The following is a 14,246-nucleotide window of genomic DNA, read 5'->3' on the forward strand; positions in this document are numbered from 1 at the left end:
ACTAAACAACACCATGACCACTACCCCAATAACAGACGAGGAAATAGCACAACTACGCGCCGAAACCATCGGCACAACTCAAAAAATACATTTCAATAATGCCGGGGCTTCTTTTAACCCCGATGTGGTGGTTGATACCGTAATTAACTACCTGCGGGAAGAAGCAACCCTTGGCGGCTACGAAATTGAAGATAAATACAAACGCAACTTAAATAATACCTATGAACTCATAGCCAAACTAATTAACGCCGATGCCGACGAAATTGCCATTGTTGAAAATGCAAGCACCGCCTGGGGCATCGCATTTAACGGCATTGATTTTAAACCCGGCGATGAGATCATTACCTGCGAAATGGAGTATGTAACCAATATCATTGGTTTTTTAAATGTTCAAAAAACATTGGGTGTAAGCCTCAAAATAATACCTAACGATGCACAAGGCAATTTCCCGCTGGATGTTTTTGAACAGACCATATCGCCCAAAACCAAACTCATCGCCATGACGCAGATACCGTCGACAGCAGGTGGCATGATCCCGGTTGTGGAGATTGGGAAAATAGCCCGCAGGCACAACGTTTTATATTTGGTTGATGCCTGCCAAAGTGCCGGGCAAATTCCGCTGGATGTAAAAGAGATTGGCTGCGATATGCTATCCGTAACCGGCCGCAAATACCTGCGGGCACCGCGTGGCACAGGGTTTTTGTTTGTACGCAAAGAAATCCAGGACTCGTTGAAGTTGTTGTTTATGGACGGTTACAGCGCACCAACCGTAAGTTTGCATGATTTTAAACCACGAAGCGACGCCCGCAGGTTTGAGCTGTACGAGAAGAATCGCGCCCTTACCCTCGGGTTGGGTAAAGCGGTGAACTATGCCTTAAACATCGGCGTAGATAGGATTTGGGAGCGTATACAATACTTAGCCACGCTATTGCGCCGTGAGCTGGCCGCGATTGATGGTATTACCGTTCATGATTTTGGCACGCAGCAATGCGGTATAGTAACTTTTTCGGTAAAAGGACTGGAGAGCGCGTTCGTAAAAAATAAACTGGCCGATAAAAACATTAACGTATCGGTTGGCAAAGCCATATCCACCCTAATTTATATGGATAAGAACCATTTGCCAAACAACGTAAGGGCATCGATGCATTATTATAACACGGAGGAGGAGATACAGATACTTTGCGCCGAACTAAAAAGCATGCTTGTCAGCTAAAGTCCATATTATGTTTACCTTACATTAAAGGCTTCTTAACATCAGGTTTAAATAGTTATTTTTGAAACCGATGTTAAGGAGCCTTTTTAGTTTTTGCCGGTTTTTTATTTTTTGGATCATACTGGCCATTATTACCCGTGTGGTGTTCGAAGTCTATTTTCGCAATAAACTTAGTGGCGCCAGTTTTTCGGAGATAGCCCAAACTTTTCAGTACGGCTTCCTGATGGATGCCTCGGTTGCGGCATACATCAGCTCAATCCCCTTTCTTGTGTTTTGTGTTAATTGGTTTACCAAACGGCACATTGGCAGTAAATGGCTTAGGTTTTACGTTTACTTAGCTGTGGTTATCATCGCAATTGTAACGGTTGTTAACCTCAACATCTTCCGAGAATGGGGTACCAAGGTAAATTTCAGGGCGTTTGATGTTTTCTTTAACGCGCCATCCGAGGCTTTTGCGGCATCCAGTTCGTCGCCGCTGTTTTTAACTTTCGTCCTGTTCGTAGCGTTGATAGCCGGCGGTATTTTTCTGTCGAAATACGTTATCGATTTTGATTTTAAAAAGCCCAACGCGCCACTGATTCTTAAGCCCGTTATCGTTGTTTTGTTGCTGGGTGTAACCCTGCTGATCATCCGTGGCGGCCTGCAGGTGGCGCCTATAGCCCAAAGCAATGCCTATTTCTCGCCAAAACCAATCCTTAACCAATCGGCATTAAACACCGAATGGAACCTGATCCAGAACGTGGTAGAAAACCTGGAATCGCCGGGTAATCCTTATATGTTTATGCCTGCCGAAAAGGCTTCGGCAATAGTTGATAGCATGTATGCCGTAAAAAAAGACAGTACTTTACATATCCTGACAACCAACCGCCCAAACGTGGTTATCTTTCAGCTGGAAAGTTTTACTGCTGATTTAATTGAATCATTAGGCGGAGAAAAAGGCGATGCGCCTAACTTTGAAGATTTTATAAAACAAGGCGTTTTGTTTGATAGCGTATACGCCGCCAGCGACCGTACCGACAAAGGCATTGTAGCCATTATGAGCGCGTTCCCGTCGCAAGCCACGCGCACCATCATCATTGATAACGAAAAGCAGGAACGCCTGCCTGCCCTATCCAGTGTTTTTGCCGACCAGGGATATCGGACATCGTACTTTTATGGCGGCGAAAGCGAGTTCATGAACTTTAAGGCCTACCTGCTAAGCCACAAAATAACCGACCTGGTAGATAAACGAGATTTTGAAGCCAAAGAAATGAACTCCAAATGGGGCGCACACGACGATATTTTGTTCAAACGGAATATCAGCTACCTCAACAAGGCACAAAAGCCTTTTTTTAGCTACGTTCAAACGCTAAGCAACCACGAGCCCTTTGAGCTTCCAGTTCCTCCACATTTCCCCGGCGATGATATGGGCAACAAATTCAGGAGTACCGCATATTATACCGATGCCAGCCTGAAACAATACTTTGATGCCGCTAAAAAACAAAGCTGGTACAAAAACACGCTGTTTGTTTTAGTGGCCGATCATGGGCACCGCTTACCCCTGGATAAATCAGAACCTTACGAACCACGTAAATACCACATCCCTCTACTGTTTTTTGGCGATGCCATTAAACCGGAGTATCGCGGCTTGAGGATAAAAAAACTGGGCAACCAAACGGATATAGCCGCTACCTTACTGGCACAGTTAAACCTACCGCACCAACAATTCAAATGGTCGAAGGATTTACTGAATCCCTATAGCCGGGATTTCGCATTTTTTGACTGGGATAATGGCATGGGCTTTATGCTGCCCGGTCAGGCTGTAAGTTATGATAACGCCGGCCAAACGGTTAGCTATATTCAAAACAAAAACATGCCAAAGGCCTATACCGATAAAACCTTGCTTTATGCCAAGGCATTTATGCAGCAGGTGTTTACGGATTATTTGAAGTAACAGAGTTTCAGCTGTTTCTTACAGATCATAAGGGTTGAAAATTTTCAATTCTGCAATTCTTTTAAAGTCCGAGATATTATTGGTGATTAAAGTAAAATCGTTGACCAATGCTGTTGCCGCGATAATAGCATTTGGTGTTTTAATTTTTATCTCTTTTTTTATTGTTATAGTTCTCTCAACCAGATCTTCAGTTAGGGGAATAATGTTTGAATATTTTAAAAATTCCAACATTTTCCTCTCTTCAACCTCCTCACTATTGTAACCAAGAAGTCCAATTTTGGTAATAACGAAAATACGAAGCGCCTCATCAAAAATAATATCCAATGCTTTAAGCTGACTTTTTGTAAACCGATTGGCAACATAATCTATCAGAACATTACTATCTACAAGGTATCCCATTCAGATCGGCTCTGGTTAACATGTTCGTGCATTAATTTTGCACTTTTTTCAGATAAAAAACCTCGTAATTGAGAGGGTTTAAGCTTTTGGGGAGCCGGGTTTACGCTATACTCGTCTTCTTTTATTTCAAACGCAATTATCTCTATCATTTTGCCTACAAGTTCATCAGGCAAAGTGAGCGTGAGATTATTTTGATCCGATTTTAAAATTGTGCGTATCATATTATAACAAATATATGTATTTAACCACTACTTTAAGGTGGAATAGCCATAAAAACAGCAAATCAATTGGCTATCTGTCCCCAAGGCCAATTCAATACATTCAAAATTCAAACTATCTCAGCGCCAGGCATTACGACAGATAAGTCGGCTTTTTGTCGCAATGTCAACTATTACGACAAATAAGCAGAACTCATGGCCTTAAAAACCAACATTTCCCGATGCCATTTCGCCGCTATTCCTTGCAGGAGGATCGGTACCCAATAAATGTTTAACAAAGAAGTCGCGCTTCTTTTGACGGCCATAAACACCGCCATCGCCGTGGCCCATGCCCGGCACGGTAAGCAAATCAAAAAACTTATTGCTTTTTATCAGCGCGTCGGCAAAACGATAGGTTGATTCGGGAGGTACGTTGGTATCGGCCTCGCCCACTATCAGCATTAAATTGCCCTGTAGTTTTGCAGCATTGGTAATGTTTGATTGTTCGGCATAATGCGGGCCTACAGGGTAGCCCATCCATTGCTCGTTCCACCACTGCTTATCTATGCGGTTATCGTGGCAGCCGCAGGCAGATACCGCCGCTTTATAAAACTCGGGATGAAACAATACCGCACCGGCCGAATTTTGCCCGCCTGCTGATGTGCCATAAACACCCACCCTGCTGATATCAGCCTGCGGGTACTTGGCTGCCAGCGCTTTCATCCATAAAATACGGTCGGCAAAGCCTGCATCAGCAAGGTTATGCCAGCATACATCATGAAAAGCCTTGGAGCGGTTTGCTGTGCCCATGCCATCCATTTGCACCACAATAAAACCAAGCTGGGCTATGCTTTGCATCTCGTTCACGGCTGCAAAGTTTTTAGGTACAAACGAATCCTGCGGGCCGGCGTAAATATTTTCAATTACGGGGTAGCTTTTAGCGGCGTCCATATTGGCCGGACGATAAATTACGCCCCAAATGTCGGTTATCCCATCGCGCCCTTTGGCTACAAACACTTCGGGCAGTTTTATGCCGGTATTTAATAAGGGCGCTATATCAGGATGTTCCAGTTCCATAACAGTTTTCAGGGCAGCCGTATTTTTGAGCACCATACGCGGCGCAACATTTACCTCCGAATAAGTATCGATATAATATTTCCTATCAGGTGAGAAAGTAAGCCGGTGATTCCCTTTTTCCGGGGTAAGGTCGACTATATTTTTACCATCGAGCCCCATCCGGTAATAATGAATAAAGTAAGGATCCTCGCCTGCATTTTTCCCGCTGGCCGTAAACCATAGCTGCCTTTTGTTTGCGTCAACACTATCAATATCCCGTACCACCCAATTGCCTTTGGTAATTAGTTTTTCTTTGCCGGTGAGCTCATCAACCAGGTAAACATGCCGCCAGCCATCTTTTTCGGTTATCCATATTACCTCATGCGTTTTGGGCAGATAATGCGTATACAGCCTTTGCTCGTAAATAAAAGTATTCGTTTTCTCGTCGATGATATTGCGGGTTTTTCCTGTTTGTACATCCACCTCAATAACCCTGAACCGCTGGTGCCCCCTGTCAACTTTTTCATAAGTGTAATAACGGCTGTTACCATCGCGCCAATGCAGTATGGGCGCTCCAAAAAAATCAATCTTTTCGGCATCAACCGCCAGCTTGCTTTTATCGGTTATGTTAAAAATAAAGGGCTGGTATGATGTAAAATCATCGCCCGGCTGGTCGTACTCATGCGATTCAAGCTGCCCCCTCGTGGTGCCGGGTACCGAACTTAATACATAGTATACCTTTTTTGTTTTTTTAGGATCAGTGAAGTAAGCTACCAAATGCTTACTATCCGGCGACCATGTGATTTCGGCATATGGCTTATCATTAGTACCATCAGTTGTAAACTGTATTTCGTCAGAGCCCTTTATTGCTTTTGCATACAAATTCCCGTTCCTGATAAAAGCCATCCACTGCTTATCGGGCGAAACCGAATCGGTAACATTAGCCTCCCAGCGATAGGCGCGTTTTTGCAGCGGGGCGGTTGGGTCGTAATCCTTAAAAACGGTATCAGTAGTTTTTTCGCAATGGTAATTACTTAAATCGCATTTGAGCCAGTTTTTGCCGGTTTTAAAAGTAACCTGTTTTTCATCGGCGCCATAAAACATAGCCGCGATGCGCAGTTTATTTGCGGGCACAGGTTTCCCTAACGCGGCAGCCACAGCATTGGCCATTTGTTTAGTATCAAAGGCATGGTGTTTGGTTTGCTTTTCAGTATTAACAAAGTAATATTCGGTAGCATCGGCCCCAGCACGCTTATCGTACCAAAATTGCTTGCCGTTTGCCTGCCAGTTGGGCCTGATATTGGTTACAACCGGGATCTTTTTCCAGGCAGAATCCAACCTGTCGGCATTGGCATAAGCCTGCAGCATTTGTTGATGGGTTGGCAAATATGGCGTAACCGCCGGTTTTTGGGCATAGCTAAAGTTAGCTGCAAAAACCAGCAATGTACAAAAACGAGTGTATCGCATCGGAGACAGATGAAATTGATGAACATTTTTAATGCAGTCCGGTGCTAAAACCGGGCTGCATTTTGTTATTTATTAAAATCGTAAAACTTCCAGCTGGTGGTAAAATCCCTGGTTAACGGCTGGTTGATAAATGTGGCCCGCATCATTTCAATAGGGATAAGATTCTGCTTCATAAACGTATCATGAAATTGCTTGTAGGTCATTTTACCACTATCAACCATCTCTTTTTTAAGCTCCATAATTTGCAGGCCGCCCAGCAGGTAGGCTACCTGGTAAAGCGGACTGTAACCCCCTTCAAATGAGCGCCTCACTTCACCTGCGGCATTGGCTTTTTCGTGCCCTACACGGTCAATCAAAAAGTCGATACATTGCTGTGGTGTCCATTTGCCCAGGTGATAATTGAGCGAGAAGATGATTCTTGCGCAACGGTGCATGCGCCAAAATAGCATCCCTACCCTTTCTTCGGGTGTTTTGGCAAAACCCTTATCATACAATAATAATTCCCAGTATAACGACCAGCCCTCTACCCCAAATGGCGTCACAAAATCCTGCCGGTAGGCTTTGTACCTGCTGTTCATAAAATATTGCAGGTTATGGCCGGGTATCAATTCGTGCTGAACCGTTCCTCTCGAAAAGTAAGGGTTGTTGCCGCGCATGCTCATCAGCTTATCCTGGGCCTCCATACTATTGGTTGGATACGATATCATGATCTCTTTACCGCCCAAAAAGAAGGGGTTAACCAATTGCCGCTCGGGCGACATCATTGTCATCCCCCAGGTTTCTTCGGCCAATGGCGGTATCGTGATCAGGTCGCGTTCTTTGATAAAGCTGATAGCATCGTTATATAATTTCACAATCAGTTCCGGCTGGTGGCCTACCGGCACGTAGCTGTTTTTTACCTTCTCCAACGCTTTCTTCCAATCGCTGCCGAAACCCATTTCCTGTGAAGCCTTTAACATTTCTTTATCGCACCAGGCAAATTCTTTATTGGCCAGTTGGATCAGTTCTTCAGGAGTATAGGGTATCATTTCGGCCTGTAACTGGCTTATCAAGGCATCGCGGCCAATAGGCACCCCCTTTATACCGCTGCTATCGGGCTTTTGGGTTGTTATTACTTTGCCTTTGCTTAACGCTATATCGCTGTACTTGCCAAGAGCGGCATCAAGGGCTTTATAAGGCGCGGGCACCCACCATGTAAAGGCAGGATCGTACGTATTGTAAAAACTATAAAAGTCTTTTAAGCGCCCCTTAAGGCCTGCCAGCGCTTCTTTGGTAAAGCGCGCCAAGGGCATATCCAGGCTGGGCAGTTTATGATATGCCGCCGTATCGACTTTTAATTGTTTCAATATGGCGGTTAACTCGTTCGCCACTTTTTCGCCGTCCATAAAATCGCCGTGGCGGCGTTTTTTTTCCAGGGCGTAAATACCATCGGCACATGACAGGTATCTGGCAACCTGGTTATACTTTTCCTCTTCATTTTTCAGGTCGTTCAGATCGAATTTTATCCTTTTTTTTAGCAAAATATAATCTACTTTGCCATAAATACTCATCGATTCAAAATCGGCCTGTTGCAATTGCTTCAGGTAATCGTTGTCAATTTCAACCAGCCTTTTGCGTTGCTCGGGCGAATTAAGCACATTCATTTTATACTCATCCTCATTATGCTCATTAACATAATAAGGCGAGTAAAAATCTTTAATGGCATTAATGTCCTGCCCGTAACGAATAATGGTGCCTGCCATTTCGCTGGTTTGCTCATAAAGGGCGTTGTTAGCGGCAGCTGTTTGTGCCTTGCCCGCCAATGAGCATGTGGCTAAACAAAGTACAGCGAAAAAGGTGGTGGTTGTTTTTGTGGTGGTAAACACAGTTTGTTTTTTTAGATGATAAGTTTGAAAGCCTAAAGCAGAAAGCGCAAGGCTTAAAGCTAAAGAACTGTTGATTTATTGACAAGTTTAAAAGCTTAAAGCAGAAAGCGCAAAGCTTAAAGCTTTAAGACTGTTGAATTAATTGACCCTGTCTGGTAGCATGTTAACTTGCCGCCCTGTTCAGGCTTACCAGGTTATTGTTATACGAATCGAGGTAGCCGCGCGGCGAGTTGCCTATTACAAATTTAAATACCCGGTTAAAATTGGTAATGCTTTTAAAACCGCATTTGTAAGCCACGGTATTAATACTCTCAAACTTATGGGCTATCAGTTTTTTGCAGGCCTCGTTTACCCGTATCTCGTTTAAAAACGATATAAAGGTATGCCCGGTATGCTTCTTAAAATACCGGCAAAACGATTCGGGTGTCATAAAGGCTACTTTGGCAACATCCTCCAGGGTTATTTGTTCGCTGTAATGCTGCATAATAAAATTGTAAATATTACCTATCCTTATCCCCTCATTCTCGGTAATGCCCGGCAGGTTGCCATAAGTTGATAAAGGATCGAGCTTTACTTTCATATTCACTAACGCCTTAAGCAGGTTAAAAAACTGAACAAGCTGATCTGTGCCACCGGCATTTCGTAAAGCTATCATGGTTTGCGATACCTTGTCAGACGCGCTATGTGGTAATTTAAACCCCTGCTGGTGCTGCTGCAAAAACATCTTGCTCGATTTTAGCTCGGGTAAATCAAACAGCGGGGCTAAGGTTCCTTCGGGGTTAAAGAAAATCGAAATAGCCTCAATCTGTTTATCGCCGCCGGTTACAAAATATTCGGGGTTGCTTTTAAACACATGGGGTAAATTGGCGCCCAGTAAAAAAATATCGCCCGATGAATAATCGTGCATGTTGTTGCCGGCAATCAGCGTCCCCTCTCCTTTCTGGATCCAGGTAATCTGTATTTCTTTATGGCGGTGCAAATAAGGATAATGGTATGGAAGAGAAACTTTTTCTGCTATCACACTCTTATCATGGGGTACAGGGATAGTAAATTGTAAAACTTTCATATTAATTACTTTAATTTCTGTTAATGTTCCCTGAATTTACAATTACTTAACTCTAAAAACCAACAATTGCCCTAAAACGGATAAAATGCTGCTATCATCTGTTAATTTCATGCAGATGGAGCGGTTAAAATAGTAACCAAACATCATTTTTTCAATCACTATAGCTAACAAATTAAATGTTAATTATACAATAATCAGCCGCATTTTAGCGCTGCCGCTCGCTTACTTATTTGCCAGCCACCTTCCTTAATTGTTGCGGATACAATTAAATTAGGCAATTCAAAAGCCGCGGTTTCTGTGAAGAATGTTGTCAATAAAGAACACCCGCATCCTGTTAAGGAATACGGGTGTAATAGTTATGCTATTAACAATGAGGCGGGCAAATTATTTAACATCCCACCAAAGCCTGTCAGTCAGCTTAGCTGTTTGCTGTGGCTGTGGGTTTGATGTTATTTCGGCCTGCGGATATAATACCCGGCGTGGTATGGCCGATAACGCGTTTGGTACTGCCGGCAAAACAGGATAACCGGTGCGCCTGTAGTCGGTAAAATTCTCCAGCGAGAGGAAGTTGGCTATACCTTTTTCCTCGATGATCAACTGCTCGGCATTGCTGCTGGTTAACACTCTTGAGGCCAGGTAAGTGTTGGCGTTAGCCGTACTTACGCCAAGTTTTGTCATGTGCGATAAAACCGCGCTTTGGTAAACCGGCGCAGCGCTTGCATAGCCCGATGTTATCAATGTAGCCTCGGCCTTTAAAAACAACGCTTCAGAATAATTTACAATGTAGTTGGTGGCTCCGGTTGCTCCATAAAAGTCGCCGGGGCGCGAGTAGTCTTCCAGTTGGCCAATGGTATTTAAACCTTGCCCCAGTCCTGTATATAGGCCTGTTGCCGTGGCAGGAGCTACCATAGCGCTCAGGCGTGGATCGTTACGGGTTGCAAAACCATTAACAAAGGTACTGCCCAATACAACGGTACTGGCCGATATGAAGTTTTGCTGCCATGGGTTTTCGCCGCCGGCCGCACCTGTATAGGCCATTTTAAAATCATCATCGTTTGATTGCATGCCTTTTGCCAATGCGGTAAGCGCCAGCTGGGCCTGCGCCGCGGCGGTGTTGCCTGGCGCTTTGGTAAGGTGCATATAATAACGGGCTTTTAAAGTGTAGGCCAATTTTGTCCACTTACTCATATCTCCGGCATAAAAAAAGTCGTCGCCAGATGGGCTTACGGTACTGTTTTTGGCAATATCGGCAATACCGGCATCCAGTAAACTTTGTATCTGGGTATAAATATCTTTTTGGGCATCGTACACCGGTGTAAAGTTGGAGCTTCCTTTAAACGCCTGCGAATAAGGCATATCTCCCCAAAGGTCGGTTCCTGTACCCAGGCAGTATGCGGTTAATATTTTAGCTATACCTGCATAATTTGATTTACCATCGGCTGTAGCTTTTTGATTTAGTGTTGCCAGGTTATTTAAGCAGGTTACGTAAAGGTTGGTCCAATCGCCATCCATATCCGAGTTATACATCAGGTAAGTGCCTGCGTTTGGCGCTACCTGATTAAGGGCCGCCACCTGCATGTACTCCTGCACAATTACGGCCACGTTGCCGGCATACAGGCTTGACGATATATCCAGTTCAACCGGCGCCAGGATCTGGGCTTCGGCTACATCAATAGGTTGATTGGGGTTTTGATTTACGTCGATATATTTTTTACACCCCGAAGCACTTATCAGGATACATGACATTAAAATCATTGATATTTTTTTCATGATATTTTTTGTTTGATAAATGAATTAAAGTGAGAATTTTAAGCTAAAGTCGATAGAGCGGGAAGTTGGGGTAGAGAAGGAGTAAATACCCTGCGATCCGTTTGATGCACCAAATGAGCTTACTTCCGGATCGCCACCGGTAAAATGCGGTGCGTAGATCCACAAGTTACGACCAGTTACACTAAAATTAAGCGATTTAAAAGGCGTGCTTTTTAACCACACTGGTTTTACGGTATAGCCCACGCTTACATTCCTCAATTTAATATAGGTACCATCCTGTATTACCGATTCGGTGATACCATTTATACGCTGGTAATAAGCCTGGCCATTAACCGATATGGTATTTGGCTGGCCTGTTGCCGCGCTTATACCGTCAACCACCCTTGGGCCGCGGTTTTCGGTAACTTTTGGTGTTCCGTAAAAGTATCCGTAGCCGTCAACATTGTTCTGGATGTCGCCGCCTTTTTTAACATCAAAAAAGAAACTCAGGTTAAACTGCTTGTAGCGCAGGTTATTGCTAAAGCCACCTGTCCAATCGGGATTAGTATTGCCAATTATCCCTTGTGTATCATCAGCATAAGGTAAGCCGCTGGCATCTATCAGCAATTTGCCTTGGGCGTTGCGTGCGTAACGTGTTCCATAAATAATACCGTAAGGCTGGCCTACAATAAGCGATGTAAAACCATTGCCTAATTGCTGCAAATCGCCGTATAGGTTAAGCACTTTGTTGCGGGTGCGCGTAAAGTTTAGGGTCATTGTCCAGTTAAAATCTTTAGTTTTAATTGGCACTACATTTAGCAATAACTCAATACCCTTGTTTTGCATTACGCCGGTATTTACTGTTGTACCGCTATAGCCGGTTGATGGCGCAATACTTACACCCGGGATAATACCATCGGTAGTTTTCTTGGCAAAATAAGATGCCTCCAGGCTTATCCTGTTGTTAAAAAAGCCCGTTTCAAACCCTGCTTCAAACTCGTTTATCCGCTCGTTTTTCAGGAACGGATTACCCAATGTTGAACTCAATAAAAATCCAGACTGGCCCTGGTAAGGGAAGGTAATGTTGCGGATGGTTTGGCTATAGTAAGGTGTGGTAAGCGAATAAGCACCTACGTTACTGCCACCTACGGTAGCGTATGATACCCTGAATTTACCCAGGTTCATCACATCCTGGAAGTCTTTAGAAAAGAACTCAGAAAATATAAAACTGGTGGCTGCCGATCCGTAAGGATAAAAATTATTAGACGTTGATAATACCGAGCTGCCATCGTACCTGCCTGTTAATGATAATACCAGGAATTTTTTATAATCGATATTTGTTTGCAGGTAAAAACCAATCCTGCGGATAAGTGCATGGCTTTCAGAGTAGCTTACGGTTGACGCCGAACTGATGTTATTTAAATCGGCTACAGAAAGACCAACACCATTGGCATAAGAATCTTCGGTATACTGCGAGAAGATGTTGTTACCCAGGATGCCATCGATATTAAAATCGCCAAATTGATGGTTTGCGGTAACAATCAGGTCGTTATTGATCTGCCTGAAATTAGCGTTATTAACCACGATACGCCCATTAGGGTTTGATACCGATTGGGCCGATTCATGATAGTTATCCTGCTCGGTATACACATCGGCACCAAAACGCTCTGTTATGGTTAGCCATTTTAGTGGTTTGTAATCTGCTGTAAAGGTTGGCATAAAGCGGTTTACGGCCGATTTGTTAGATATATTGTTCAGCACCCAGTAAGGGTTGTTCCTGGAGTAACGGTACAAACGCTGTGTGCCGTCGGCATTTTCGTAGGGCAGCAGGTTGTATGATATAGGCGCGGTGAAAATTGTCCATACCGGGCTTTCTAACGCATAACCTTCAGGTAACCTGTCATTTTTTGAGTTGGTATAGTTTAACTGGAAAGTAGTGGTCAGGTTTGGCAGTATTTGCGCACCGTATTTGGCAAATATACTGTTACGCAAAAACGATGTTGTTGGCACTGTACCCTGTTGGTTAAAGTTTGAATAGGAGATGTAATAATTGGAGGCCTCGCCGCCGCCATTAATGCTCACTACGTTGTTATAAGTATGCCCGGTTTTAAAAAACAGGTCCGATTGATTGTATTTTTTTGCAGCCTGGCCGTTTATTTTTAGGGTATCCATCAGTGGCCCCCATGAGGTGCTGGTTTTTAGTGTTGTACCATCATAAAACTGCCCGTTTGTTCCCTGGGCATATTTACTCTGGATTTGTGGCAGTAAAGGATTTTCTGACGAAAAATCAGAGGAGAAATTGATAGTGGCCTTTTGACCTGCCTTGCCGTTTTTGGTAGTAATGATGATAACACCATTGGCACCCAACGAGCCGTATAACGCAGTTGCCGCGGCACCTTTTAATACGTTGATGCTTTCAACAATATTAGGGTCCAAATCGGCAATCCTGCTTGTACCCGGGCCGGAGTTCAGGTTGCCTGTTTCGCTGTTATCAACTGGGATACCGTCAATAACCATCAGCGCGTTATTATCGCCATAAAATGAAGATGCACCACGTATAACAATACGTGTTGAGCTGCCGGGGTTACCGGATGAACTGGTGATTTGCACGCCCGAAACTTTACCCGCAATGTCATTAACAATGTTAGGGTCTTTTCCCTGAACCAGCTCGGCGCCTTTTACTTCCTGGCTGCTGTAGGTTAGCACCCTTTTATCGCGCTTTATGCCAAGTGCGGTAACAACAACTTCGCTAAGCGATTTGTTATCCTCGGGCAACACAACATTAATTTCGGTTTCGCCGGTAAGCTTAACTTCTTTTGGGATGTAGCCAATGGCTGAAAAGGTAAGCGTGCCGGTACCCGGGTAGCTAATGGCATAGGCACCACTAACATTGGTACTTACACCTTTATTGGTGCCTTTTAACCTGACAGTGACACCGGGGAGGGGTAAGCCTTTATCGTCAGATACTTTTCCTTTTACGGTAACTGTTTGGGCATTAGCGTTAATGCAAAATACAAACAGTGTTACTAAAGGCAAAATGAACTTTTTTAGTAATTGTTTCAACTTCATAAATTAAAGTTTTGGGGTTAAAATCTATTTATCTACAACCTGATTTTCAGATATGTAAATCTATTTGCCCCCAACACTGCATTTTTTACAAAATTTTGCCAAAGCTGCCCATATATTAACTTTCTTATTACAATGGCATTAATAAATTGTAATTATTGCATAAAGCCCGCCAATAATGGCTATCTTACTATTAACATTAATAAAACCCCAAAAATACCAATGCCACATAAAA

Annotated in this window: 9 protein-coding genes; 2 read left to right on the plus strand and 7 right to left on the minus strand. The window is 43.7% G+C overall.

The window, feature by feature from the left end:
• Nucleotides 1-13 precede the first annotated feature (13 nt).
• Nucleotides 14-1,213 (plus strand): aminotransferase class V-fold PLP-dependent enzyme, encoded by a 1,200-nt coding sequence (locus AC1RM2_RS11060; RefSeq protein WP_492985145.1) that lies wholly within the window; start codon nt 14-16, stop codon nt 1,211-1,213.
• A gap of 70 nt (nt 1,214-1,283) precedes the next feature.
• On the plus strand, nt 1,284-3,146 hold the full coding sequence (locus AC1RM2_RS11065; protein ID WP_492985146.1) for an LTA synthase family protein: 1,863 nt from the start codon (nt 1,284-1,286) through the stop codon (nt 3,144-3,146).
• Nucleotides 3,147-3,164: 18 nt separating this feature from the next.
• Here AC1RM2_RS11065 and AC1RM2_RS11070 read toward each other — a convergent pair whose 3' ends face one another.
• The 7 genes from AC1RM2_RS11070 to AC1RM2_RS11100 form a co-directional block, all read right to left on the minus strand.
• A complete protein-coding gene (locus AC1RM2_RS11070; RefSeq protein WP_492985147.1) occupies nt 3,165-3,545 on the minus strand; it encodes a type II toxin-antitoxin system VapC family toxin in 381 nt (126 codons plus the stop codon).
• Nucleotides 3,530-3,766 (minus strand): hypothetical protein, encoded by a 237-nt coding sequence (locus AC1RM2_RS11075; protein ID WP_492985148.1) that lies wholly within the window; start codon nt 3,764-3,766, stop codon nt 3,530-3,532. The genes AC1RM2_RS11070 and AC1RM2_RS11075 overlap by 16 nt, the downstream gene beginning before the upstream one ends.
• A gap of 198 nt (nt 3,767-3,964) precedes the next feature.
• Nucleotides 3,965-6,265 (minus strand): S9 family peptidase, encoded by a 2,301-nt coding sequence (locus AC1RM2_RS11080; protein WP_492985149.1) that lies wholly within the window; start codon nt 6,263-6,265, stop codon nt 3,965-3,967.
• 65 nt (nt 6,266-6,330) lie between these two features.
• A complete protein-coding gene (locus AC1RM2_RS11085) occupies nt 6,331-8,130 on the minus strand; it encodes a DUF885 family protein (protein ID WP_492985150.1) in 1,800 nt (599 codons plus the stop codon).
• Between the two features lie 163 nt (nt 8,131-8,293).
• Nucleotides 8,294-9,196, minus strand: coding sequence for an AraC family transcriptional regulator (locus AC1RM2_RS11090; protein ID WP_492985151.1), 903 nt, complete (start codon nt 9,194-9,196; stop codon nt 8,294-8,296).
• 384 nt (nt 9,197-9,580) lie between these two features.
• The gene (locus AC1RM2_RS11095) at nt 9,581-10,966 is read right to left on the minus strand and encodes a SusD/RagB family nutrient-binding outer membrane lipoprotein (protein ID WP_492985152.1); all 1,386 of its coding nucleotides are present in this window, start codon (nt 10,964-10,966) and stop codon (nt 9,581-9,583) included.
• A gap of 24 nt (nt 10,967-10,990) precedes the next feature.
• Nucleotides 10,991-14,014: a SusC/RagA family TonB-linked outer membrane protein gene (locus AC1RM2_RS11100; protein WP_492985153.1), complete on the minus strand. Its 3,024-nt coding sequence runs from the start codon at nt 14,012-14,014 to the stop codon at nt 10,991-10,993.
• Nucleotides 14,015-14,246: the final 232 nt, after the last annotated feature.

The organism is Mucilaginibacter sp. GW822-FHT03E02 (assembly GCF_058801545.1).

Coding starts and splice junctions, on each gene's coding strand:
- AC1RM2_RS11075 (WP_492985148.1), bottom strand. CDS start 3,766: ATGATACGCACAATTTTAAAATCGGATCAAAATAATCTCACGCTCACT.
- AC1RM2_RS11090 (WP_492985151.1), bottom strand. CDS start 9,196: ATGAAAGTTTTACAATTTACTATCCCTGTACCCCATGATAAGAGTGTG.
- AC1RM2_RS11070 (WP_492985147.1), bottom strand. CDS start 3,545: ATGGGATACCTTGTAGATAGTAATGTTCTGATAGATTATGTTGCCAAT.
- AC1RM2_RS11080 (WP_492985149.1), bottom strand. CDS start 6,265: ATGCGATACACTCGTTTTTGTACATTGCTGGTTTTTGCAGCTAACTTT.
- AC1RM2_RS11065 (WP_492985146.1), top strand. CDS start 1,284: ATGTTAAGGAGCCTTTTTAGTTTTTGCCGGTTTTTTATTTTTTGGATC.
- AC1RM2_RS11060 (WP_492985145.1), top strand. CDS start 14: ATGACCACTACCCCAATAACAGACGAGGAAATAGCACAACTACGCGCC.
- AC1RM2_RS11095 (WP_492985152.1), bottom strand. CDS start 10,966: ATGAAAAAAATATCAATGATTTTAATGTCATGTATCCTGATAAGTGCT.
- AC1RM2_RS11100 (WP_492985153.1), bottom strand. CDS start 14,014: ATGAAGTTGAAACAATTACTAAAAAAGTTCATTTTGCCTTTAGTAACA.